General features: G+C 71.0%; 21 protein-coding genes and 1 tRNA gene. 4 read left to right on the forward strand and 18 right to left on the reverse strand.

Going from position 1 to position 23,874, the window contains the following annotated elements:
* Nucleotides 1-25 precede the first annotated feature (25 nt).
* Nucleotides 26-457, forward strand: coding sequence for a hypothetical protein (locus tag AB0K67_RS30335; protein ID WP_364067143.1), 432 nt, complete (start codon nucleotides 26-28; stop codon nucleotides 455-457).
* On the opposite strand, the gene AB0K67_RS30340 is transcribed toward AB0K67_RS30335, so the two are convergent.
* Nucleotides 444-896 carry a hypothetical protein gene (locus AB0K67_RS30340; protein ID WP_364067144.1) on the reverse strand — a complete coding sequence of 151 codons (453 nt, stop codon included), beginning with the start codon at nucleotides 894-896 and terminating at the stop codon, nucleotides 444-446. The genes AB0K67_RS30335 and AB0K67_RS30340 overlap by 14 nt on opposite strands.
* Before the next feature lie 45 nt (nucleotides 897-941).
* On the opposite strand from AB0K67_RS30340, the gene AB0K67_RS30345 reads away from it, so the two are divergent.
* Nucleotides 942-1,919: a YafY family protein gene (locus AB0K67_RS30345; protein WP_364067146.1), complete on the forward strand. Its 978-nt coding sequence runs from the start codon at nucleotides 942-944 to the stop codon at nucleotides 1,917-1,919.
* 193 nt (nucleotides 1,920-2,112) lie between these two features.
* Nucleotides 2,113-2,466, forward strand: coding sequence for an SPW repeat protein (locus tag AB0K67_RS30350; RefSeq protein WP_364067148.1), 354 nt, complete (start codon nucleotides 2,113-2,115; stop codon nucleotides 2,464-2,466).
* A 169-nt stretch (nucleotides 2,467-2,635) separates the two neighbouring features.
* Here the strand turns inward: AB0K67_RS30350 and AB0K67_RS30355 are convergent.
* From AB0K67_RS30355 to nadD, 4 genes are all read right to left on the reverse strand, one after another.
* A tRNA-Ala gene (locus AB0K67_RS30355) sits at nucleotides 2,636-2,708 on the reverse strand.
* Nucleotides 2,709-2,929: 221 nt separating this feature from the next.
* The gene (locus AB0K67_RS30360) at nucleotides 2,930-3,559 is read right to left on the reverse strand and encodes a histidine phosphatase family protein (protein WP_364067150.1); all 630 of its coding nucleotides are present in this window, start codon (nucleotides 3,557-3,559) and stop codon (nucleotides 2,930-2,932) included.
* 46 nt (nucleotides 3,560-3,605) lie between these two features.
* The gene (gene rsfS / locus AB0K67_RS30365) at nucleotides 3,606-4,001 is read right to left on the reverse strand and encodes a ribosome silencing factor (protein ID WP_364067152.1); all 396 of its coding nucleotides are present in this window, start codon (nucleotides 3,999-4,001) and stop codon (nucleotides 3,606-3,608) included.
* Nucleotides 4,002-4,103: 102 nt separating this feature from the next.
* On the reverse strand, nucleotides 4,104-4,721 hold the full coding sequence (gene nadD / locus AB0K67_RS30370; RefSeq protein ID WP_364067154.1) for a nicotinate-nucleotide adenylyltransferase: 618 nt from the start codon (nucleotides 4,719-4,721) through the stop codon (nucleotides 4,104-4,106).
* Between the two features lie 96 nt (nucleotides 4,722-4,817).
* Between nadD and AB0K67_RS30375 the strand changes: the two genes are divergently transcribed.
* Nucleotides 4,818-5,828: a M48 family metallopeptidase gene (locus tag AB0K67_RS30375; protein ID WP_364067156.1), complete on the forward strand. Its 1,011-nt coding sequence runs from the start codon at nucleotides 4,818-4,820 to the stop codon at nucleotides 5,826-5,828.
* Between the two features lie 174 nt (nucleotides 5,829-6,002).
* Here the strand turns inward: AB0K67_RS30375 and AB0K67_RS30380 are convergent, their stop codons facing one another.
* The 13 genes from AB0K67_RS30380 to mreD all read right to left on the reverse strand — a co-directional run bounded on the left by AB0K67_RS30380 (nucleotide 6,003) and on the right by mreD (nucleotide 23,846).
* Complete coding sequence (locus tag AB0K67_RS30380) at nucleotides 6,003-7,814, reverse strand: protein kinase (protein ID WP_364067157.1); 1,812 nt, start codon at nucleotides 7,812-7,814, stop codon at nucleotides 6,003-6,005.
* A gap of 82 nt (nucleotides 7,815-7,896) precedes the next feature.
* The gene (locus tag AB0K67_RS30385) at nucleotides 7,897-8,073 is read right to left on the reverse strand and encodes a hypothetical protein (protein ID WP_364067159.1); all 177 of its coding nucleotides are present in this window, start codon (nucleotides 8,071-8,073) and stop codon (nucleotides 7,897-7,899) included.
* A 49-nt stretch (nucleotides 8,074-8,122) separates the two neighbouring features.
* Nucleotides 8,123-9,397, reverse strand: a complete 1,275-nt coding sequence (locus AB0K67_RS30390; RefSeq protein WP_364067161.1) for a glutamate-5-semialdehyde dehydrogenase — start codon at nucleotides 9,395-9,397, stop codon at nucleotides 8,123-8,125.
* Nucleotides 9,398-9,419: 22 nt separating this feature from the next.
* Entirely contained in the window at nucleotides 9,420-10,538 is a 1,119-nt protein-coding gene (gene proB, locus AB0K67_RS30395) for a glutamate 5-kinase (protein WP_364067162.1), read from the reverse strand.
* A gap of 435 nt (nucleotides 10,539-10,973) precedes the next feature.
* On the reverse strand, nucleotides 10,974-12,326 hold the full coding sequence (gene obgE, locus AB0K67_RS30400; RefSeq protein ID WP_364067164.1) for a GTPase ObgE: 1,353 nt from the start codon (nucleotides 12,324-12,326) through the stop codon (nucleotides 10,974-10,976).
* Between the two features lie 153 nt (nucleotides 12,327-12,479).
* Nucleotides 12,480-12,737 carry a 50S ribosomal protein L27 gene (gene rpmA, locus AB0K67_RS30405; RefSeq protein ID WP_364067166.1) on the reverse strand — a complete coding sequence of 86 codons (258 nt, stop codon included), beginning with the start codon at nucleotides 12,735-12,737 and terminating at the stop codon, nucleotides 12,480-12,482.
* 14 nt (nucleotides 12,738-12,751) lie between these two features.
* Nucleotides 12,752-13,054, reverse strand: a complete 303-nt coding sequence (rplU, locus tag AB0K67_RS30410; RefSeq protein ID WP_364067168.1) for a 50S ribosomal protein L21 — start codon at nucleotides 13,052-13,054, stop codon at nucleotides 12,752-12,754.
* 218 nt (nucleotides 13,055-13,272) lie between these two features.
* On the reverse strand, nucleotides 13,273-16,497 hold the full coding sequence (locus AB0K67_RS30415) for an Rne/Rng family ribonuclease (protein ID WP_364067170.1): 3,225 nt from the start codon (nucleotides 16,495-16,497) through the stop codon (nucleotides 13,273-13,275).
* Nucleotides 16,498-16,776: 279 nt separating this feature from the next.
* Nucleotides 16,777-17,529, reverse strand: a complete 753-nt coding sequence (locus AB0K67_RS30420; RefSeq protein WP_364067172.1) for a TIGR03936 family radical SAM-associated protein — start codon at nucleotides 17,527-17,529, stop codon at nucleotides 16,777-16,779.
* A 153-nt stretch (nucleotides 17,530-17,682) separates the two neighbouring features.
* Nucleotides 17,683-19,593 carry a TIGR03960 family B12-binding radical SAM protein gene (locus tag AB0K67_RS30425; RefSeq protein WP_364067173.1) on the reverse strand — a complete coding sequence of 637 codons (1,911 nt, stop codon included), beginning with the start codon at nucleotides 19,591-19,593 and terminating at the stop codon, nucleotides 17,683-17,685.
* Between the two features lie 233 nt (nucleotides 19,594-19,826).
* On the reverse strand, nucleotides 19,827-20,993 hold the full coding sequence (gene rodA / locus AB0K67_RS30430; RefSeq protein WP_364067175.1) for a rod shape-determining protein RodA: 1,167 nt from the start codon (nucleotides 20,991-20,993) through the stop codon (nucleotides 19,827-19,829).
* A gap of 346 nt (nucleotides 20,994-21,339) precedes the next feature.
* Nucleotides 21,340-23,385, reverse strand: coding sequence for a penicillin-binding protein 2 (mrdA, locus tag AB0K67_RS30435; RefSeq protein ID WP_364067177.1), 2,046 nt, complete (start codon nucleotides 23,383-23,385; stop codon nucleotides 21,340-21,342).
* Nucleotides 23,382-23,846: a rod shape-determining protein MreD gene (gene mreD, locus AB0K67_RS30440; protein WP_364067179.1), complete on the reverse strand. Its 465-nt coding sequence runs from the start codon at nucleotides 23,844-23,846 to the stop codon at nucleotides 23,382-23,384. Before mreD ends, mrdA begins: the two co-directional genes overlap by 4 nt.
* Nucleotides 23,847-23,874 lie beyond the last annotated feature (28 nt).

The following is a 23,874-nucleotide window of genomic DNA, read 5'->3' on the forward strand; positions in this document are numbered from 1 at the left end:
ATCACGCAGCTCGTCTGAGGGGATCATGACGCGAGAGCAGCCCGGCCCGCACGAGCCCGCCCCCGACTCCGCTCCCGAACACACCCCCGGCCCTGACCCCGCTTCCGATCGCACCCCCGACTTCGAGCCCACCATCAACCTCGATTCCGGCTCCGCTCCCGGCGCCGACCCCGACCGGACGATCAGGCACCGCTTCCCGCGCCCGGCTCCGCTCCCCCAGGGCTCGGCGGAGTCGCCCCATACGCAGCGGCTCCCGTACACCCCCGACCTGCTCCCCGACGTGCCCGTCTACGAGGCCAAGCCGCCCAGGTCCGCCTGGTGGTGGGTGATCGTGGCAGGCGGGCTCGTCCTGCTGATCGCCGCCGGGGCCGTCGCCGCCGTCCTGTGGGCACGCAGCAACGCCGACGCGACCACGCGCCCGCTCCCCGCCGCGACGCAGGCGGTCACGCCCGGCTGAAGTCCATCGTCCAGTTCGTCTCCCACGTACGCCCTCCGTCATCGGAGAACGCCTGCTCCCACCGGGCCGCGCCGGGGCCCATCACCGTCCAGACGAACCTGCACCGCACCCGCCGCCCCGCCACGGTCTCCTCGCCGTGGAACTTCCCGCGGTCCCCGTCGAACCCGCCCACCATGGCCGAGGTGTCCAGCCGCCCCGTGGCGCTGTTCGCCCAGTAGATGGCCCATTGCCCGGCCCGCACGTCGTACAGCCGCACGGTCATCCCGCTGAACCCCTTGGTCGGGAACTCGATCTCATCGACGCTGGCCGCGCCGCCGAAGTGCCGGGTGGCCACCGAGAAACCGGGGAACTCCTCCCATGCGCCGCTTCCCGACAGAGGCTTGATGAGGCGGCGGCTGAGGACGTTCCAGCGGCCGGCGAGGAAGTCGAAGTCGTTCATGCGCGGCACGGTAAGACCGGGTCACTGACAGGTAGTGTCAGCGATGTGCGTGCCTCCCGCTTGGTCTCCATCCTGTTGCTGTTGCAGACACGGGGCCGGATGACCGCGCAGGAGCTGGCGGAGCGGCTTGAGGTGTCCGTACGCACCATCTACCGCGACGTCGAGTCCCTCCACGCGGCCGGTATCCCCCTTTACGGCGACGCGGGCCCCAAAGGGGGATACCGGCTCCTGGACGGCTATCGCACCCGCCTGACCGGTCTGACCGCCGACGAGGCCGAGTCGCTGTTCCTCGCCGGGCTGCCCGGCCCCGCCGCCGAACTGGGGCTCGGGGCGGTGGTGGCGGCGGCGCAGCTCAAGCTGATGGCCGCGCTGCCGGTGGAGCTGCGCGACCGCGCCGGACGCATCCAGGAACGCTTCCTCCTCGACGCGCCCACCTGGTACCGGGACCCCGAGCCGGTCACCCACCTGCCGGCCGTGGCCGACGCCGTCTGGAACGAGCGTCCCCTCCAGGTCCGCTACCGCCGCTGGCGGGCGCCTCAGGAGGTGGAGCGGCGGCTGGAGCCGTACGGGCTGGTCATCAAGGCCGGACGGTGGTACCTGGTGGCGCGCTCCGGCGAGCACGTCCGCACGTACCGCGTCTCGCAGATCCTCGACCTGCACACGCTGCCCGGCGGGTTCGCCCGGCCGGAGGATTTCGATCTGCAGGCGTACTGGCAGGGGTATCTCGCCGAGTTCGAGGCCCGGCTGCGCTGGGGCGAGGCGATCGTACGGCTGTCGCCGCGCGGCGTCGAACGCCTGGCCGACCTGATGACGCCCGGCGTGGTGGCGGCGGCCAGAGAGAGCGCCTCAGCGCCCGACGAGGAGGGCTGGACGCAGGTGACGGTGCCGATCGAGTCGATCGAGCACGCGGTGTGCGAGTTCCTGCGCCTGGGCACCGACGCCGAGGTCCTGTCGCCGCCGGAGTTACGCGAGCGGATGGCGACGACGACGTACGAGCTTGCCGCCCGCTACAACCGCCGGTGATCGAGCCGGCGCGAAGGCCCCTGCCCGGCCCTGCCGAAGTGCCGCCGAACGCCCCGCTACACCTCACGTGCCGGGACGTACACTGTGGAAAAGGTCACATAGCACAGTGGAATCGCTGCCACCCCCGCCGGGTTGCAGCGATCGACTGACCGAAAAGGCCAGCCGAGTACAAACGCCGATGGCGGAGGTTCTCATGAAGGCATGGTCACGCTGGCAGGACTGGGTCACCCTGGTCGCCGGCATCTACGCGGCACTCTCCCCGATCTGGGTCGACGGCGCTTCGGGTGCCGCCGCTTCACTGATCGTCCTGGGTGTCCTCATCGCGCTCACCTCGCTCGTCTCCCTGGCGAAGCCGGGCACCGTGGCGACGGAATGGCTCAACGCCCTGTGGGGTGTGCTGCTGTTCGTCGCTCCGTGGGCCATCACGTACACCGAGGGCCAGGGGGCGTCCTGGACGTCCTGGGTCGTCGGGGTGGTCACGGTGGTCCTCAGCCTCACCGCCGTCCCTGCGAGCCGCGCCGCACACCGCGAGGCGGCCCAGCACTGACCCGTTCCTCCCCTCAAGGCCGGGCTCAGCGCCCGGCCTTTTCCCATGCTCACGGGCGCCGCGGCACCGCTCCGTCCGGCGGCGCCGCGCGCACGATGTCCCGCTGCTCGGAGCGCCCCGCACAGCAAAAAACCTTGCCCGGCGATCAGCGGGGCAAGGCTTTCGAACGTGGAGCTATGGGGATTCGAACCCCAGACCTCCTCCATGCCATGGAGGCGCGCTACCAACTGCGCTATAGCCCCTGGTCACCGCTCCGAGTCCACCCGTTGCGGCGCTCCGAGAGCATATAGCCAACCGCCCCGATTCACCTAATCGCAACCGTCCCAGTCACCCCGGCAGACCTCACCCGCCACTCCGGCGCCATGCCCGGGCATGCGAAAAGCCGGGTACAGCCCGTTCACACAGGCCGCACCCGGCGGGAGGGAGGCAGACCTACAGGCCGGGACCGCACCCGGGCAGGTGGTCAGACCTCCGCTTCCGGCTTGTCGTCGCTGCGCACCGGCTCGGGCAGCGTGCCGGCGTTGTGCTCGAGCAGCCGCCACCCGCGCCGCCCTTCCTGCAGCACGGACCAGGAGCAGTTGCCCAGTCCGCCGATCGCCGGCCAGAGCTGCTCGGGCAGCCCGAGCAGCTCGCAGATGCCGAGCCGCAGGGCGGCGCCGTGGGAGGCGACGACGAGCAGCCCGTCGTCGTCGAGGCGGGCCGCCCAGCGCCGCATCGCATTGGCGACCCTGGTGGCGACCTCGGTGACGGGCTCTCCGCCCGGAGCCTCCCAGGCGGCGTACTCCTCGGGCCACCGGGCGGCGATCTCCTTCCGGGTCAGCCCCTCCCATTCGCCGCCGCCCCGTTCGCGGAAGTCCTTGTCGATCGCCACGTCGAGGCCGACGAGCCGACCCAGGGCCTGCGCGGTGTCGTTGGCCCGCTGGAGGTCGGAGGAGACGATCATGGTGGGCCGCAGTGCGGCCAGCAGCGAGGCCGCACGCTCGGCCTGCGCCATGCCGGTCTCGTCGAGGGGGATGTCGGAGTGGCCCTGGAAACGCTGCTCGACGTTCCACAGGGTCTGTCCGTGACGCAGGCACACGATCCTTTTGCTCATGCGGACCGCTCGCAATCGGCGCGAGGCGCCAGGTCGTGTCGGTCGGTCACGCGCGCGCCCGCTGGAGATTGGCCTGCATGACGCTCTCCGGCAGCGTGATGGCCGGGCAGTCCTTCCACAGGCGCTCGAGGGCGTAGAACGTGCGGTCCTCTTCGTGCTGTACGTGCACGACGATGTCGATGTAGTCGAGCAGCACCCACCGCCCTTCACGCTCGCCTTCGCGGCGTACGGGCTTGGCGTCGGCCTCGGTGCGCAGCCGCTCCTCGATCTCGTCGACGATGGCGCGAACCTGGCGGTCGTTGGTGGCGGAGCAGAGCAGGAAGGCGTCGGTGATGACGAGCTGTTCGCTCACGTCGTAGGCCAGAATGTCATCGGCCAGCTTGTCGGCCGCGGCCTCCGCGGCGATGCGCACGAGCTGGACGGCCTTGTCAGATGCGGTCACGATGCGGGTCTGTCCTCCTGTGTCGGCAGCATGCCCTTATGTTGAGGGTACCCTTCCGGGCCGAAACCCCTCACCTACGCCACGAGGACGCCCTGAGCAGGCTCATCCGGCCGAGCGATACAGCCCTCGCTTGTTGATGTACTGCACGATTCCGTCGGGCACCAGATACCAGATCGGTTCGCCCTTGGCGACGCGCTGCCGGCACTCGGACGACGAGATGGCCAGCGCGGGGATCTCCAGCAGCGTCACCCGGCCCTCCGGCAGGCCGGGGTCGTGCAAGGTGTGCCCGGGGCGCGTACAGCCGACGAAATGGGCGAGCTGGAACAACTCGTCGGCGCTCTGCCAGCCGAGGATGGCGCCGAGCGCGTCGGCGCCGGTGATGAAGAACAGTTCGACCTCAGGACCGTAAATTTTCGAGATATCGCGCAAAGTGTCGATCGTGAACGTCGGTCCCGGACGGTCGATGTCCACCCGGCTGACGGAGAAGCGCGGGTTCGAGGCGGTCGCGATGACCGTCATCAGGTAGCGGTCCTCGGGCGCCGACACCTCCCGCTCCGACTTCTGGTACGGCCGGCCCGTCGGCACGAAGACCACCTCGTCGAGCTGGAAGTGGTGAGCCACCTCGCTGGCGGCGACGAGGTGCCCGTGGTGGATGGGGTCGAACGTCCCACCCATCACACCTACTCGCCGCTTCCCCTGCACACCAGGCGCATTCATCATGAAACGGACCTTACGCGGACGCTTCCGGACAACTCGACGGCACCCCCCTTCAGGATGACCGCGCATCACTTCCGTTGCGGACGTAGCATGCCGGGCATGACGACCACCCCGGACCGCAATCGCGTCCAACTGCCAGGCATCTCGTCCCGAGCCTACGAACACCCCGCAGACCGGTCCGCCCTGGTCGCTCTGCGCAAGTTGAGTGGGTTCGATACCGTTCTCAAGCAGATGTCCGGCCTCGTCAGTGAGCGCCGGCTCCGCTTGATGTACCTCGCGTCGGCCGTACGAGTGAGCGAGACCCAGTTCCGCTCCCTCTACGACATGGGCCGCGACGCCGCCTACACCCTCGACCTGCACCGGATCCCGGAGATCTACGTTCAGCAGGACCCGCAGGTGCAGGCGAAGGCGATCGGCTTCGACGACCCGTTCATCGTCGTGACCACCGGTCTGCTCAACCTCATGAACGAGGAGGAGCAGCGCTTCGTCATCGGCCACGAGACCTCCCACATCCTGTCGGGGCACGCGGTCTACCGGACGATGCTCGACATCCTCACCCGCCTCGCCACCCGCGTCGCCTGGATCCCGCTCGGCTACATCGGCCTGCGGGCGATCGTCGCGGGCCTGGAGGAGTGGTACCGCAAGTCCGAGCTGTCGTCCGACCGCGGCGGCCTGCTCGTGGGGCAGAACCCCGAGTCGGCCAAGCGCGCGCTGATGAAGCTCGCGGGCGGTGACTACACCCACGAGATGAACATCGAGGCGTTCCTGGAGCAGTTCCAGGAGTACGACACCGCGGGCGACCTTCGCGACGGCTTCCTCAAGGTGCTCAACCTGCTCGGCACGACCCACCCGTTCGCGGTGGTGCGCGTGGCGGAGCTGGACAAGTGGCAGCGCAGCGGCGAGTACGACCGGATCATCGGCGGCGACTACCCCCGTCGGGAGGACGACGCCAGTGCGAGGGTCACCGACGAGATCAAGGCGGCGGCGGAGTCCTACCGCGCCTCCTGGCAGCAGTCGCAGGACCCGTTCATCGGCGTGCTACGCGACGTCGCCGAGGGCGCGGTCAACGCGGGCGAGCGCATCTTCAACCGCTTCGCCCGCCGCGACTGAGCACGGCACCGCCCCAGGTGCGTACGACACCGCTGAGTACGACACCGCCTCCGCGCGGCGGATCCGCCTGATCGGCCGCGCCGGCCCGCCGCCCGTAGCGGCGGGCCACCATGAGCCTCACCGGCGAGCCGCAGGCGCACGGGACCCCGCGGCGAGAAGGCGGCGAGCCGAGGGTCAGAGCAGCAGGGCGATGGCGCGTACGGCGGCCGCGCACAGCGCGACGAACCCGCCCAGCACGGCCAGCGCGCGCAGCCCTTCCCTGCGCAGGTCGGGCAGCCGCTGCCCGACCCGCTCGATCTCGCGCCCGGTGATCCCGCCGCAGAGCATCCCGAACACCACCCCGGCCACGGTCACGGGCGCGGCCTCCTGCCACCAGTCGGGCGTGATCTCACCGCCGCCGGTCGCCCACAGCGCACCGCCCGCCGCCACCGCGACGGGCACGCCAGGCCACACGACCGCCGACGAGGCCGCCCCGGCCAGCGCGACGGGGAAGAGCAGCACCCGCAGCAGCACCCGCATGCGCCGGGAGCTGCGCTTCCAGACCATCCAGTGGCTCATCCACAGGGTCCTGGTCAGCACCACGAACAGCGTCGTGATGGCGATCGAGGCGATCGGCCAGATCACCGACACCACCACGCACGGCACGGCCAGCACCGCGAGCAGCAGCAGCGCGCCGTTGCCCGCGGGCAGCGTGGTGTGCGTCTCGCGCAGCCCGGCGGTCTTGCGCCGGTCCTGCGTGGCCGTCCTGCTCCTGACGGCCGCCGCCGTACGCTGCCGCGACGCGGTGACCTTGGCCCTGGGCCCGGTGGTCTTGCCGTCCCCGCCGGTACGTCCGCGCGGCGGCGGCACCTTGCCCTCGGCCCGGCTGCGCGCGAGCGCCTGCCCCTTGCCGTCGGGCACCGCCCGGCTCCCGGCCCGGCCGCTCTCGGGCACGACCCGCCCGGCACGCCCGCCTTCCGGCAGAGCACGCCCGGGACGCCCGCTCTCCGGCACGGCCCGGCCGCCCCGGCTGCGCGGCGGCGGCACCTTGCCCTCGGCGGGCACATTGGGCCGGCTCCTCGCTCTGGCCTCGCCGCGCGGCGTCGCGGCCTCATCCGGCGCCGCCCTGCCGCGCGCGGCCGTACCCTTGCCGGACTCCTCCGCAGCGTCGGCAACGCGCCCTGAGGCCGCCTGAGGCTCGCTCTCAGCCGCGCTCGTGGCCTTGGCCAGCCTGGACAGCCGATCGGCCAGCAGAGCCGCCGTGGGCCGCTTACCGGGCTCCCTGTTGAGCGCCGCCCGTATCAGCGGCAGCAGCTCCACCGGCACGCCCTTGAGGTCGGCCTGGCCGTTGAGCACCGCGTACATCTGCGCCTCGGCCGTGCCCCGCCCGAACGTCGGCCGCCCCGTCGCCGCGAACGCCACCGTCGCGGCCCAGGCGTGCACGTCGGCGGGCGAGTCGACCTGCTCGTCGGCGAAGATCTCCGGCGCGGTGTAGCCGGGCGTGCCGAGGAACGTACCGGTCATGGTCAGCCGCGTCGCGTCGAGCACCTGGGCGATGCCGAAGTCGATGAGCACCGGGCCGCGCGCGCCCATGATGATGTTGCCCGGCTTGAGGTCGCGGTGCACGACGCCGGCCGCGTGGATGATCGCCAGCGCGGCGGCGATGCCCTGCGCGAGCTCGACCAGCTCGGAGACGTCGAGCGGGCCCTCCTTGCGGACGCGCTCCAGCAGCGTGTCGCCCTCGATGTGCTCCATCACCAGGTACGGCCGCGCGCCGTCGAGGTCCGCGTCGAGCACTTTGGCGACGTACGGGCTCTCGACCCTGCGCAGCGCTCGGACCTCGCGCTCCAATCGGATGCGCGAGGTCTCGTCTTCGGCTAGGTCGTGCAGGACCTTGAGCGCGACTCGCTCGCCGCGGCGGGTGGTCGCGAGATACACCTCGCCCATGCCACCCCGGCCGAGCCGCTCGACCAGGCTGTACGGCCCGACCTTGCCGAGCTTGCTCACCGTCCCTCCCCGCCCGGCGCGCCCATAAGGGACACAACCCTAGCGCCGGTGCCGCTGTCACCGCTTGAGGCACGCCGAAGGTTTATCGGCGTGTGTGGTCGGAGAGCATGCTGTCGAGCCGCGTGACAGGCTCGTCCGACAGCCGCCTGCGCCCTTTCCCGCGCCAGTTGACGTGACCTCGGCGCTCCAGCCACAGCATGAGCCGGTCCGCGCCGAACAGCACCGCAGCGGAGAAGGCGAGGGCGACGACGATTTCCATGTGCCCCAGTCAAGCGACGCCACCCGCGCCGGTCAGGCCGACACGCCGGCTAACCGGCCACCACCGTGCCCTCTGACGTGCGCAGATGTCCTTCGCCCGTGTAGACCCACTTGGTCGAGGTGAGCTCGGGCAGGCCCATCGGGCCGCGCGCGTGCAGCTTCTGGGTGGAGATGCCGATCTCGGCGCCGAACCCGAACTCGCCGCCGTCGGTGAACCTGGTGGAGGCGTTGACCGCCACGGCGGCCGAGTCGACGAGCGCGACGAACCGCCGGGCGGCCCGCTGCGACCGGGTGACGATGGCATCGGTGTGGGCGGAGCCGTAGCGCCTGATGTGGGCCACGGCCTCCTCCAGCGAGCCGACCACGGCGGCGGCGATGTCGAGCGAGAGGTATTCGGCGGTGAAGTCGTCCTCGGTCGCGGGCACGACCTGCGGGTCGTAGGCGGCGATCCGCTCGTCGCCGTGGACGGTCACGCCGGCCTCGCGCAGCGCCGCCAGCGCCTTGGGCACGAACGCGTCGGCGATGTCCTCGTGGACGAGGAACGTCTCGGCGGCGTTGCACACCGACGGCCGCTGCGCCTTGGCGTTGACCAGGATCTGCACGGCCAGGTCGACGTCGGCCTCGGCGTCGACGTAGACGTGGCAGTTGCCGACGCCGGTCTCGATCACCGGCACCGTGGACTCCTCGACCACCGAGTTGATCAGGGACGCGCCGCCTCGCGGGATCAGCACGTCGACCAGGCCGCGGGCCCGCATCAGCTCCTTGACCGAGTCGCGGCTTCGTCCCGGCACGAGCTGGACGGCCCCGGCCGGCACCTCGGTGCCCTCCAGCGCCTCCTGCATGACGCGGACGAGCGCGGTGTTGGAGGAGTAGGCGCTGGACGAGCCGCGCAGCAGCACGGCGTTGCCGCTCTTGAGGCAGAGCGCGGCGGCGTCGACGGTGACGTTGGGGCGGCCCTCGTAGATGATGCCGATCACGCCCAGCGGCACCCTGATCTGGCGCAGCTCGAGACCGTTGGGCAGGGTCGAGCCGCGCACCACCTCGCCGACCGGGTCGGGCAGATCGGCCACCTGGCGTACGGCCTCGGCGATGGCGGCGATCCTGGCCTCGTCGAGCCGGAGCCGGTCGATCATCGCCTCGGATGTGCCCTGGGCCTTGGCCCGCTCGACGTCCTCGGCGTTGGCCGCGACCAGCTCGGCGGCGTGGGCGATCAGGGCGTCGGCGAGGGCGCGCAACGCCCGGTCCTTGGGCGCCCGCGGCAGCGGGGCCAGCTCGGCGGCGGCCTCTCGTGCCGCGCGGGCGACGCTCAGGAACTCTTCGGACATCGCGTGCTCCTCGTTGGAACGTTCAGTTGTGGGATTCCAGTATGACCATGTCGTCGCGGTGGATCAGCTCGCGTTCGTATTCGGGGCCCAGCGTGCTCGCGAGTTCCTTGGTCGAACGCCCGAGCAAGCCGGGGATCTCGGCGGCGTCGAAGTTCACCAGCCCGCGGGCCACCACGCCGCCGTGCGGGGCGCACAGGTCCACGGGATCGCCCGCGGCGAAGTCGCCCTCCACCGAGGTCACCCCGGCGGGCAGCAGCGACTTGCGGCGGCCCACGATGGCCTCGACGGCGCCCTGGTCGAGGTGGAGCCGGCCGCGCCCGGTGGTGGCGTGGGCGAGCCACAGCAGCCGCGTGCCCGGGTGGCGGCCGTCGGGGTGGAAGTAGGTGCCGACGTCGGCGCCGGCCAGCGCCTGGGCCGCGTGGGCGGCCGCGGTCAGCACCACGGGCACGCCGGCTCCGGTGGCGATCCTGGCCGCCTGCACCTTGGTCACCATGCCGCCGGTGCCGACGGACGCGCCGTTCTTGCCCAGCTCGACCCCGACGAGGTCCTCGGGGCCGCGGATCTCGGCCAGCCGGCGCGAACCGCTGCGGCTCGGCGGGCCGTCGTAGAGCGCGTCGACGTCCGACAGCAGAATGAGCGCGTCGGCGTGGATGAGATGCGTCACCAGCGCCGCCAGCCGGTCGTTGTCGCCGAAGCGGATCTCGTCCGTGGCCACCGTGTCGTTCTCGTTGATGATGGGCACGATGCCGAGCTCCAGCAGCCGGTTGAGGGTGCGCTGGGCGTTGGCGTGGTGCGCGCGGCGCATCATGTCGTCGGCGGTCAGCAGCACCTGGCCGACGCGCAGCGAGTAGCGGGCGAAGGAAGAGGTGTAGCGGGCCACCAGCACGCCCTGGCCGACGGATGCGGCGGCCTGCTGGGTGGCGAGGTCGCGCGGTCGCGTGCTCAGCCCGAGCGGGCCGAGGCCCGCCGCGATCGCTCCGGAGGAGACCAGGACGATCTGCGTCCCGGCCCGGCGCCGCGCCGCCAGCACGTCCACCAGGGCATCGACCCTATCGACGTCGATCGTTCCCTGAGGGGTGGTGAGCGAGGAGGAGCCGACCTTGACAACGACTTTCGACGCTGAGCTGATCTGTTCCCGCACGTGTGGAAGCCTATCCGCTCGCACCAGGACGGCTTGAATCGTGCTCAACCCCTGAGACGGGCCGGAAACCGGCTCGGGACACCGACCTGACGCACCGGCTCCACGGCCGCCCACCGCCCCGGAGAACGGCCCCCGGCCCAACCGTCCGGGCAGCCGCGGAAGCCGCCCCACGCGGCCACTGAACCCCCGCGGACGGCGCTTCTGCGCGGACGAGCCCGCGTCTTCGGAGCGGGGTGTGGCGGTCGCTCGCGCTCTCCGCACGGACCGTACGGACCTCACGGGCCGACCCAGCCGTCCGACCTCATGGGCCGACCGACCCAGCCGTCCGATCTCACGGGCCGACCCCGTCCGATCTCCCGGCCGACCCAGCCGTCCGCGAGGGGCGGAGGCCGGTGCGGGGCCGGCCGTCCGTGAACGAACCGGCCGGCGCTGTGGTCAGCCGAGCCGGTTGTCGGTGCCGCGCGGCCCCTGCCGTACGGACTCGGCGTTCACCGTCGGCTGCCAGTCGAAGACGTAACCGCCCTCCATCGGCCCGATGACCACCTCGGCCCCGGGCTCGGCCCCGGCCTTGACCAGCTCCTCCTCGACTCCCAGCCGCTCCAGCCGGTCGGCGAGGTAGCCGACGGCCTCGTCGTTGGTGAAGTCGGTCTGCCTGATCCACCGTTCCGGCTTCTCGCCGGTGATCTGGAACAGGTTGTCGTTGACCCGCCGCACCTGGAACCCGGCCTCGCCGAGCTGTTTGGGCCTGATCACCAGGCGCGTGGGCTCCTCGATCGGCTTGGCGGCCCTGGCCGCGGCGACCCACTCGCCCATCGCGTACGCCAGCTCGCGCAGCCCCTCGCGGGTCGCCGCCGAGATCGTGAAGACCCGCAGCCCCCGCTCCTCGAACTCGGGCCTGACCAGCTCGGCCAGCTCACGCGCGTCGGGCACGTCGGTCTTGTTGAGCACGACGAGCCGCGGCCGGTCCTCCAGCTTCCCGTACGCGTGCAGCTCGGCCTCGATGACCTCGTAGTCGGTGATCGGGTCGCGGCCCGGCTCCATGGTCGCGCAGTCGATGACGTGCACGAGCATGTCGCAGCGTTCGACGTGGCGCAGGAACTCGTGCCCGAGCCCCTTGCCCTCCGACGCGCCGGGGATCAGCCCGGGGACGTCGGCGACCGTGAACACGTTCTCGCCCGCGGTCACCACGCCCAGGTTGGGGATCAGCGTGGTGAACGGGTAGTCGGCGATCTTCGGCTTGGCCGCGCTCAGCGCCGCGATGAGCGAGCTCTTGCCCGCGCTCGGGAACCCGACCAGCGCGACATCCGCGACGCTCTTCAGCTCCAGCACCACGTCGAGCTCGTCGCCCGGCTCGCCGAGCAGCGCGAACCCGGGCGCCTTGCGCTTGGCGGTGGCCAGGGCCGCGTTGCCCAGACCGCCACGGCCGCCCTGCGCGATGACGTACCGCGTACCGGCGCCCACGAGGTCGATCAGCACCTCACCTGTGGCGGCGTCCTTGACCACGGTGCCGTTGGGCACCGGCAGGATCACGTCGTCGCCGTTGGCGCCGTCGCGGTGCGAGCCCTGCCCCTGCTTGCCGTTGGGCGCCTTGCGGTGCGGGCGGCGGTGGTAGTCGAGCAGGGTCGCCGTGTTGGGGTCGACCTCCAGGATGACGTCGCCCCCGCGCCCGCCGTTGCCCCCGTCGGGGCCGCCGAGCGGCTTGAACTTCTCCCGGTGGATGGAGGCGCATCCGTTCCCTCCGTCACCGGCCTTGACGTGCAGGACCACCTGGTCCACGAAGTCCGGCATGCCCTTATCCCTCCATCGCCCCGCAAGGAGGCCTCTCATACCCAAACGCCCCGGCCGTTATGGGAGCATCCCGGCCGTACGAACAGCAAAAGGGGCGGATCGACACGCGATCGGTCGATCCACCCCTGAAAAGTCGAAGGAGAAGGAGGAACCTTACTCCGCGACGGGAACGATGCTCACGGCTCGCCGGCCGCGCTTGACGCCGAACTGCACGTGGCCCGCCTTGAGCGCGAACAGCGTGTCATCGCCACCACGGCCGACGTTGTCGCCGGGGTGGAAGTGGGTGCCGCGCTGACGGACGATGATCTCGCCCGCGTTCACCAGCTGGCCGCCGAAGCGCTTCACACCAAGCCGCTGGGCGTTGGAGTCACGACCGTTCCGGGTGGACGACGCGCCCTTCTTGTGTGCCATCTCTCAAACTCCCGTCAGGCCTGCTCGATGCCGGTGATCTTCACCTGGGTGTACCGCTGGCGGTGGCCCTGGCGCTTCTTGTAACCGGTCTTGCTCTTGTACTTGAGGATGTTGATCTTCGGGCCCTTGGTCTCACCGATGATCTCGGCGTTGACCGTGAACTTGCCCGCCTCGGTCGTCACGTCGCCATCGTTGACGACGAGCACCGTCGGCAGCGCTACCGAAGAGCCGACCTCGCCGGCGACCTTGTCCACCTCGAGGACGTCACCGACGGAGACCTTCTGCTGCCTGCCGCCGCAACGAACGATCGCGTACACCGCGGAACCCTTCTACTGACTCACTGTTGCTTTCGATCATCAGCCGCCTCACGGAGAGGAGGCCGCCGAATGCTGCGCCCGTCATTCGGCCGGTCTGTGACCGACGAACCTTAGTAAGCGCGCCAACAGGGCACGTCACCTGACGCACCGGTTCACCAGGGTACCGGATTACCGGGCCCCTAGGCGAACCGGACGGATCGTCGGAAGCTCGCCGAGAGCTACTCGGCGGACTTGGCTCGGCGCGAGCGTCGCCGCCCCCTGCCGGAAGTCTGGTTTGCCTGGTCGTCCTCAGCCGGGACGTCATCAAGCGCACCGGTCACGGTATCACGGCCTGAGGTGTCCTTGGCCGCGGAAACCTTCTCCGCGACCGCCTTCTCGACCGCCATCTTGCCCTGCGTGCCGCGCGGCTCGGGCTTGCTCTCGACCGGCTCGGTCGAAATCAGCAGGCCACGCCCGTTGCAGCACTCGCACGGCGTCGAGAACGCCTCAAGCAGCCCCTGGCCGACCCGCTTACGGGTCATCTGGACCAGGCCCAGCGAGGTGACCTCGGCCACCTGGTGCTTGGTCCTGTCGCGGGCCAGGCACTCAAGCAGCCGCCGCAGCACCAGGTCGCGGTTGGACTCCAGCACCATGTCGATGAAGTCGATGACGATGATGCCGCCGATGTCGCGCAGCCGGAGCTGGCGGACGATCTCCTCGGCCGCCTCCAGGTTGTTCCTGGTGACGGTCTCCTCCAGGTTGCCGCCCTGGCCGGTGAACTTGCCGGTGTTGACGTCGACGACGGTCATCGCCTCGGTGCGGTCGATGACCAGCGAACCGCCGCTCGGCAGCCACACCTTGCGCTCGAGCGCCTTGGCCAGCTGCTCGTCGATGCGGTACTGCTCGAAGACGTCGCCCTGCTCGGTGTCCCACTTCGACAGCCGCTCGGCCAGGTGGGGAGCCACGTACTTGACGTACTCGTCCACCGTGTCCCAGGCGTCGTCGCCCTGCACCACCAGGTTCGTGAAGTCCTCGTTGAAGACGTCACGCACGACCCGGATCGTCAGGTCCGGCTCGGCCGACAGCAGCTCGGGCGGGCTGGCCGACTTGGCCTTCTTCTGGATGTTCTCCCACTGCGCCGACAGCCTGGCCACGTCGCGGGCCAGCTCCTCCTCCGAGGCGCCCTCGGCCGCCGTGCGCACGATCACGCCGGCGTTCTCCGGCATGACCTTCTTCAGGATGCTCTTGAGGCGGCTGCGCTCCTTGTCGGGCAGCTTGCGGCTGATGCCGGTCATCGACCCGTCGGGAACGTAGACGAGGTAACGCCCTGGCAGGCTGATCTGGGAGGTGAGCCGCGCGCCCTTGTGGCCGATCGGGTCCTTGGTGACCTGCACCAGCACCGACTGGCCGGACTTCAGCGCCGACTCGATCCGCTTCGGCTGCCCCTCCAGACCGACGGTGTCGAAGTTCACCTCACCGGCGTACAGGACGGCGTTCCTGCCCTTGCCGATGTCGACGAACGCCGCCTCCATCGAGGGCAGCACGTTCTGCACCTTGCCGAGGTAGACGTTGCCCACGTACGACTGGCTGGCCTCGCGGTTGACGTAGTGCTCGACGAGCACGCCGTCCTCGAGCACCGCGATCTGCGTACGGTCGCCCTGGCGGCGCACCACCATCATCCGGTCGACCGACTCGCGGCGGGCCAGGAACTCCGACTCGGTGATGATCGGCGGACGCCGGCGGCCCAGCTCGCGCCCCTCGCGGCGGCGCTGCTTCTTGGCCTCGAGCCTGGTCGAGCCGCGCACGCTCTGCACGCCGTCGGTGGCGGTGTCGAGCGCCGCCGTACGGCCGGAGCGCGGCGCGCGGATGCGCACCACCGTGTTCGGCGGGTCGTCGCTGGCCGGCTCGACGTTCTCGTCGGTGCCCCTGCGGCGGCGACGGCGACGGCGGCGCGAGGTGGAGACCTCTTCCTCCTGCGGCGCCTCCTCGGCGACCGGCTCCTCCTCGTGCTCTTCCTCCGGCTGCTGCTCTTCGGTGTCCTCGGACTCGTCGCGCTCGCGGGACTTGCCGCGGCCACGGCCGCCCCTGCGGCGGCGACGGCGGCGGCCGCCGGTCTCTTCCTCGTGCTCGTCGGGCGCGTCGAGGTCGGTCTCCTCGTCGGTGACCGTCTCGTCCACGACGTCGTCGGCGTCGGCCAGGTCGGGCTCGGGCTCCGGCTCGGTCCTGCGCGGCACGGCCGGCTTGGCCTTGCTCGGGTCGGGCGCCTGGAACAGCGGCTCGAAGATCGCGGCGGGCCGCAGGAACGCGGTGCCGGGCTCGGACTCCCTGCGCGCGTTCAGCGCGAACGGGTCGGCGAGCAGGCTCGGCCGCACGGTGTCCTCGTCGAGGTCCTCGCCGGCGGGCTCGTCGTCGAGCGGCTCGTCCTCGGGCAGGGTCTCGACGACGTCATCGTCGTCCCGGCCGGCCTCGGCGCTCCCGGCTGCGGCGGCCTGCGCGGTCACGTCCGCGGTGGTCTCAGCGCTCGCGGCGACCTCGGCGTCCTGGTCGCCGGCTGTGGCGCCGGCCGCGGCCTCGGCGCTCTGAGCGGCCTCTCCGGCCTGCGCACCGGCCACCTCGGTGGTCGCCGTCGCCTCCGCCCCTGCCGCGGCCTCTGCGCTCGCCTCAGGCTCGCCCTCGGCGCTCTCCTCGGCGGCGCGGGCGGCGCGGCTGCGCCTGGTCGTGCCGGTCGTCCTGGTGCGGGTACGCGTCGTCCGCGTCCGCCGGGCAGGCGCCTCCTCACCGGCCTCCTCACCGGCCTCAGCGGCGGCGGCAGCGGTCTCGCCGGCAACGGCACCGGCGTCCTGAACGCCCTCCGCCGCGGCACCGGCATCGGCCGCCGTACCGTCAGCGGCCGCACCCTGGACGGCCGCCGTGCCGTCAGCGGTCGCGGCACCGGCGGCGGTCTCACCGCCCGCGGCGGCGGCGCCTTCGGCCGGCTGCGCATCGGCGGCGGTCTCGGCCGTCGCCGCGGCCTTCTTCCGCGTCCTGGTCCGCTTGGCCGGCGCGGGGACCTCAGCCTCGGCAGGCTTCTCCTGCGCGGCAGCCGCACCCTCGGCGGGCTCTTCCTGAGCCTCCGCCTCAGCGGCCTTCTTGGTCGCACGCCGCCGCGTCGTCGTGGCGGTGGAACGCGTCCTCGTGGTCTTCTTCGGCTTCTCGGCGGCGGCCTCCTCGGCCGCCTCAACCCCGGTCACCTGGCCGTTCTCGGTCCGGCTCGTCCCCGACGCGCCGCTCGGCACGGTCTCCACGGCAGGCGTGGCCAGCATGGCCGTACCGGCTGGAACGGTCTTCACCTTCGGCGTGTCGTCCACGGCGGCGAGCAGCTCGGGCGCCGGCTCACCCGCCGCGCGCTGCACGGCGTTGATCTGCACCGGCTCCACCTTGACCACCGCCGGCGCCGTCCTCGCGGCGGCGACGGTGACCGGCACGGACGCCGGCTCCTCTGGCAGCTCCGGCGGAGGGCCCGCGGGCCTGCTGGAGCGGCGACGCCTGGTCACCTGGGGCTGTTCATTTGTCTCCCCGTCAGGGCCAGTGGCCCCGGCGTTGGGCTCGTTGTCGAGCATGCGGGCGCTCTCCCGTCAGCTCCCGGGCGCGTCGCCGCGCCGCGCAGGAGCCCTCGTGTCTCGTTGTCCGCCGGCGCTCTCGATGAGAGCGCGCCGGCGCCAAGTCCTGTCAGCGGTCGTGCTCGGCTCTCGCCGGGCACGTCCTTAACCGGCGACGTGCTCACCCGCCGGTTCCGCCTCGCCGCCGCGCGTCTCGTCGCGGTCCAGGCCGAGCGGATCGGCAAGCGCACCAGTAGTCGCGTCGAGCGGCCCCTGCGCCAGCCTGGTCACCTCGGGGGGAACCGGCGGCGCGAAGTCGGCCACAAGGCGCAGCCCTGTGAGCACGTCGTCGGGTCGAACGGCAGGCGTCATGTGCCGAACAACCATGCGCAGTATGACACACGGCTCCTCTTGCACCTGAGCTGCGGTTCTGGCGGTTCCCTCGGACACCGTGAGCCTCACGACGGCCTCCCGCGCGTCGAAGCGACGGGGGCCCTTCTTGGTGAGGCGCTCGACCTCCACCGTGCCTGCCGCGAGGAACTTCTCCACCGCCACCTCGGCGAGCTCGCGGTCGGCACCGGGCAGCCGCACCTCCCAGTCGGAGACCTCCAAGCGGTCGGCCAGGCCCCCCGGGCCCGCCTCCACAACGTCGAGAACGTCGAGACCGGGCGGCAGCGACGCGTCCAGGCCCTGTCTGACCTGGTCAGGGTCGCACTGCGCGGTGACACCGATCTCGAGGTATTCGGCCTCGCTGGCGACGCCGGTCGGCGCCGCGCCCGCGTAGGAGATCTTCGGGTGGGGCGAGAAGCCCGCGCTGTAGGCCACCGGAATGCCGGCACGGCGGACCGCCCTCTCGACGGCCCGCGAGATGTCGCGATGGCTGGTGAAGCGCAGGCGGCCGCGCTTGGCGTAACGCACACGAAGGCGCTGCACCGTGGGCGCGGGCGGTGGCCCGTCGGGAACAGGTTTCAGAGCTTGTCGTCCTTCCCTTGTAAGAGTTCCTACGTCTCAGGATAAGCCGCGTTCGCGCGTGAACGTGTACGCCGAGACACGGCTCGCCCACTGAGCGCGCTAGACCACCGTCAGAGGAAGGAGTTTCCGCCCCGTCGGGCCGATCTGAATCTCGGTGCCCATGGTCGGGCACACGCCGCAGTCGTAGCACGGGGTCCAGCGGCAGTCCTCGACCTCACCGCCGGAGATGGCGTCCTGCCAGTCCTGCCACAGCCACTCGCGGTCGAGCCCGGCGTCGAGGTGGTCCCACGGCAGGACCTCGTTCTCCTCGCGCTCGCGGGTGGTGTACCAGTCGACGTCGACGCCGACCTTCTCGGCGGCCTTCATCCAGCGCTCGTACGAGAAGTACTCGCTCCACCCGTCGAAGCGGCCGCCGTCCTCCCAGACGGCCCTGATGACGGCGCCGACCCTGCGGTCGCCCCGCGACAGCAGCCCCTCCACGATGGACGGCTTGCCGTCGTGGTAGCGGTAGCCGATGGCGCGGCCGTACTCCTTGTCGCTGCGCAGCGCGTCGCGCAGCGCCTTGAGCCGCCTGTCGACGGTCTCGTGGTCGGCCTGCGCCGCCCACTGGAACGGGGTGTGCGGCTTGGGTACGAAACCGCCGATGGAGACCGTGCAGCGGATGTCGCGGCTGCCGGTCACCTCACGGCCCGCCTTGATGACCTTCTTGGCCAGGTCGGCGATGCCGAGCACGTCTTCGTCCTGCTCGGTGGGCAGCCCGCACATGAAGTAGAGCTTCACCTGCCGCCACCCCTGCGAGTAGGCCGTGGTGACGGTGCGGATCAGGTCTTCTTCGGTGACCATCTTGTTGATCACCTTGCGCATGCGCTCCGAGCCGCCCTCCGGCGCGAACGTCAGGCCCGAGCGCCTGCCGTTCCTGGAGAACTCGTTGGCCAGGTCGATGTTGAACGCATCGACCCTGGTCGAGGGCAGCGACAGCGAGGTGTTGGTGCCCTCATAGCGGTCGGCGAGGCCCTTGGCGATGTCGCCGATCTCGGAGTGGTCGGCGGACGACAGCGACAGCAGGCCCACCTCGTTGAAGCCGGACTGCTTGATGCCGTTCTCGACCATCGCGCCGATCGTGGTGATCGAGCGCTCGCGTACGGGACGCGTGATCATGCCTGCCTGGCAGAAGCGGCACCCGCGCGTGCAGCCGCGGAAGATCTCCACGCTGAACCGCTCGTGCACCGTCTCGGCCAGCGGCACGAGCGGTTTCTTCGGGTACGGCCACTCGTCGAGGTCCATCACCGTGTGCTTGTGCACCCGCCACGGCACGTCGGGCCGGTTGGGCGCGACGCGCCTGATGCGCCCGTCGGGGTGGTATTCGACGTCGTAGAACTTCGGCACGTAGACCCCGCCGGACTCGGCGAGGCGCATGAGCAGCTCGTCACGGCCGCCCGGCCGGCCCTCCGCCTTCCACTCGCGGATGACCTCGGTGATGGCGATGGAGATCTGCTCCCCGTCGCCGAGCACGGCCGCGTCGAGGAAGTCGGCGATCGGCTCGGGGTTGAAGGCGGCGTGGCCGCCCGCGAGCACGATCGGGTCGTCCTCGCCGCGGTCGACGGCCAGCATCGGGATGCCGGCCAGGTCGAGCGCGGTCAGCAGGTTGGTGTAGCCGAGCTCGGTCGCGAACGACACGCCGAGCACGTCGAAGGCGCGGACCGGGCGGTGCGCGTCGACGGTGAACTGCGGCACGCCCTCTTCGCGCATGAGCTTCTCAAGGTCCGGCCAGACCGCGTACGTGCGCTCGGCGAGCGTGCCCGGCAGCTCGTTGAGAATCTCGTAGAGGATGGCGATGCCCTGGTTGGGCAGCCCGACCTCGTAGGCGTCCGGGTACATCAACGCCCACCGCACGTCGGCGGAGTCCCAGTCCTTGACGGTCGAGTTGAGCTCACCCCCGACGTACTGGATGGGCTTCTGCACCTTCGGCAGCAGCGCTTCCAGGCGGTGGAAAATCGACTCGACAGGCATACGTCCAAGCGTAGCGGCGCTCGGCACCTGCCGAGTCCGCCGTCACATTTCCCGTCGTCACGCCCTGCACCGACCCCACAAAACCACACTGACCAGCACAAACACCACCGTCTCCGAACGCGCACTCGCTAGCCTGCGGCTGCACCGCCACGAGGGCAGGACCAGCATGCGATGCACTGACAGAAGAGCAGACCGGCAGACGATGCGCAGAGTGGCAGGCAGACAGGCAGGCGCTAGTCGAACGACTGCCGCCGGATCTTGATGGCCTGCAGCAACCCGACCGCGATCAGGTTGGCGAAGGTGGCGGTACCGCCGTAGGAGACGAACGGCAGCGGCAGGCCGGTGATCGGCATGATCCCGATCGTCATCCCCACGTTGATGAACGCCTGGAACGCGAACCAGCACACGATCGTGCCCGCGACCAGCGTCCCGAACCGGTCCTCGCACTGCCTGGCGATCTTCAGCCCGCGTAGCAGCACCACGCCGAGCAGCATCACCACCGTCACCGACCCGAGGAACCCGAACTCCTCCCCCGCCACCGTGAAGATGAAGTCGGTGTGCTGCTCGGGCACGAACCGCCCGGTCGTCTGCCCGCCGCCGAGCAGCCCCTTGCCCAGCAGCTGCCCCGACCCGATCGCGATCATGGACTGGGTGCTGTTGTAGCCGACCCCGCGCGGGTCCACGTTCGGATCGACGAACGCCGTGAACCGCGCCACCTGGTACGGCTCCAGCATCTGGAAGTAGAACACCGAGAACACCGCGGCCCCGGCGGCCAGCGTCATCAGCGCGATGACCCGTTTGCGCACTCCCGAGATGACCAGCCCGGACGCCGTGATGATCGCGAGCACCATCGCCGTGCCCAGGTCGGGCTGGAGCATGACCATGCCCATGGTGACGCCGGCGGCGACGAGCGCCAGCACCACATCCAGCCCGCGTGGCCGGTCGGTGCCCTCCGCGGGTTGCGCCAGCAGCATCGCGATGATGAGCAGCAGCCCCACCTTCGCGAACTCCGACGGCTGCACGGCGAACCCGCCGCCCAGCAGGATCCACGAGTGCGACCCGTTGATCGTCGCGCCCAGCGGCGTCAGCACCAGCCCGAGCCCGACCAGCGACAGCAGGTACACCAATGGCGCGTACGCCCGCATCGCCCGATGGTCGATCATCGCCACGAGGCCGCACAGCACCATGCCGATGGTCTCGTTGAGTATGTGCTTCTTGACCAGCCCCGTGGATCCCGGCGCCCACGTCCTGGTCGACGACCACACCAGCAGCGTGCCGATCACCGACAGCCCCAGCACGGCGACCAGCATCAGCCCGTCGAGCCTGCGCACGACGGAGTTCTCGCGCGCCATCCGCCGCAGGAGGGAGGGTCGCCGGATCGCCACCGTACGCGCGTTCACCTCACACCCCTCCCCTCCAGGCCCCCGGCCCCACTCAGCCCCCGCCCAAGCCCACTCAGTCCCAGCCCCAGCCCAAGCCCACTCAGTCCCAGACGACCAAGGCCCGCGCCCCCACTCGCCCCCCGACACCCCTCGGCCCCGAGCCTTCCCAAACCACAACCACCCTCGGCCGAAAGCCCGCCCCCGCCGCGGCCCCCGCCGACGCCATACCAGGTCATCCACCGACCGCTGCCGGCAGCTGACCCGCTCAAGCCCCGAGCATCGCCGACCCCGAGCCCGCTTCGGCTGAGGCCGCCAAGGGGTCTGAGCCCGCTCAAGCCCCGAGCACCGGCGACCGCAAGCCCGCTCATCCCCCGGCCACCGTTCCGTCGGGGGCGAACCTGGGCAGCCGGGTCGTCAGCCGCCCACCAGGCACCGCGGGCTTGCGCTTGATGCCGTAGATGCCCTCGTAGATCTCCCTGGCAGCCGGTGCGGCCGTCTGGGCGCCCATGCCACCCTGGGAGACCATCACGACGACGACGTACTGAGGATTCTTCGTCGGCGCGAACGACGCGAACCACGAGGTGTCCTGCTTGCCCCAGACCTCCGCCGTGCCGGTCTTGCCGCCCACGCGCACCTTGTTCATCGGGAACCCGGCGAAGGCCCCCGCCGCGGTGCCGTCCTCGGCGACGTGGCTGAGCGCGTTCTTGATGTAGCGCCGCTCCTTCTCGCTCAGCGGCAGCTTGCCGACGACCGGCACCGGGATGGTCCGCACGACCTTGCCGTCGGGCCGCACCTGCGCCCACCCGATGCGCGGGCTGCGCACCTTGCCGTCGCTCACCAGCGCCGCGTAGGCACGCGCGAGCTGCATCGGCGTGACGAGCACGTCGCCCTGGCCGATGGAGAAGTTGGCCGAGTCACCGGGCCGCAGCAGGAAGCCCTCGGTGCAGTTCTCCAGCGCCAGACGCTTGAGGAACTCGGCCCGCGCCTTGTCCTTGACCTCCGGGTACCCCTTGCGCGACCGCTCGCAGTTGGTGGCGCTGGTGCTCTGCCACATGGCCTTCTTCCAGGCCCGGTCGGGGATGCGGCCGGCGGACTCGCCGGGCAGGTCCACCCCGGTCGGCGAGCCGAAGCCGAACGCCCGCGCGGTGTTCGCGAAGATCTCCTTCGGCTTCTTCTTCGGGTAGCGCCCGCCGTCCTTGAGGTACTGCTCATAGGCCGCCTTGTAGAAGATCGTGTCGCACGACTTCACCAGCGCCGTGTGGAGGCTGAGCGTGCCCAGCGGGATGCCGCGGAAGTTGTTGAACGCCCGCCCGCCCACGTTGACGGAGCCGGGGCAGCCGTAGGTGCCGTTGAGCGGATAGCCGGCTCGCAGCATCGCCGTCACCGAGGTGATCTTGAACGTCGAGCCGGGCGCGAACTGCCCGTTGATCGCCCGCGACACGAGCGGCTTGCCCGACTTCTCCGACAGCAGCCACTGGTAGCCGCGCGCCGAGATGCCGCCCGCCCAGATCTCCGGGTCGTAGCTGGGCGCGCTGGCCAGCGCCACCACCCGCCCGGTACGGGCGTCGAGCACCACCGCCGCCCCGCCGTCGGCAGCGGGCGCCGACTTCATGGCCCGGTCGAGCGCCTTCTCCACGACCAGCTGCACCCGCGCGTCGATGCTGGTCACCAGGTGGTCGCCGGGGACGGGTGTGACCTGTTCCTCGACGCCGAGCGCCTTGCCCATGCGGTCGACCTGGACCCTGCGCCACCCGGCCTTGCCCCGCAGCGCGTCGTCGTAGACGTATTCGAGCCCGTCGCGCCCCACCAGGTCGACCCCGGAGAAGCTGGCCTTGAGCCCTTCGCGCTTCTCCAGCTCGGCCTCGGTGACGGGCTGCAGGTAGCCGAGCATCTGCGCCCCGGACCGGCCCAGCGGGTATTGCCGCACGGAGTGGATCTCCGCCGTCACCCCGGGGAACTCCTCCTGACGCTCCAGGATCTGCAGCGCCTCGCGGGTGTCGACCTTCTCGTCCAGCGGGACCGGCTGGTACGGCGACCCCGCCCAGCACGGCTTGCCCACCCCGGGCCCGCAGGGCGTGATGCGCTGCTGCAGGTCGGCGACCGGTTTGCCGAGCACCTGCGACAGCTTGCGGAGCACGCCGATGCCGCGATCCTTCATCCGCAGGAGCTGGTTGCGGTCGACGGAGACGACGAGCGCGGTCTTGTTGCGCACCAGGGGGCGTCCTTTGGCGTCGAGGATCTGCCCGCGCACGGCCGGCACGATGACCGTCCGCGTCCTGGTCTCGGTCGCCCGCGTCACGAACTCCTGCCCGCGCACGACCTGCACCTGCCAGAGCCGCATGGCCAGCACGACCAGCAGCGTCACCACGATGACGTGCAGCACCAGCAACCGCGCCCGCATCCTGGTCATGTCGAGAACCTCGCCTGTCTGCCCCTAGTCGTCAGCCAGATCACGATCGGCGAGACCAGCAGCGTGTAGACGATCGTGACCGGCACCTGCTCGGTGAGGGTGGCCAGCGATACGCGGGGGTCGGAGATCAGGCCGCCCACGGCCGCCGCGAGCAGCGGCGCCATCAGTACGCACAGCACGACCGTGGTGACGGGCCCGCCCGCGCCGCGCCCGGCGACGTAGCCGACGAGCGCCAGCACGAACGCGTATTGGCCCACGAGATGCGCGGTGGGCGGCATGACGTCGACCAGCAGCCCGGTGCAGAACCCGAGCACGGCCCCCGGCGCCGCCCCTCTGGTCAGGGAGGTGCCGATGACGGCGAGCAGCACCAGATCGGGCGCGCCGCCGCCGGGCAGCGCCATCCGGTTGACCAGCATGACCTGCGCCAGCAGCGCCAGCACCACGGAGAACCCGCCGATCACCACGCCCCCTTTCCGTAACCGCTCGCCC

This window comes from Nonomuraea sp. NPDC052634 (assembly GCF_040678535.1).
Classification (GTDB): Bacteria; Actinomycetota; Actinomycetes; order Streptosporangiales; family Streptosporangiaceae; genus Nonomuraea; species Nonomuraea fastidiosa.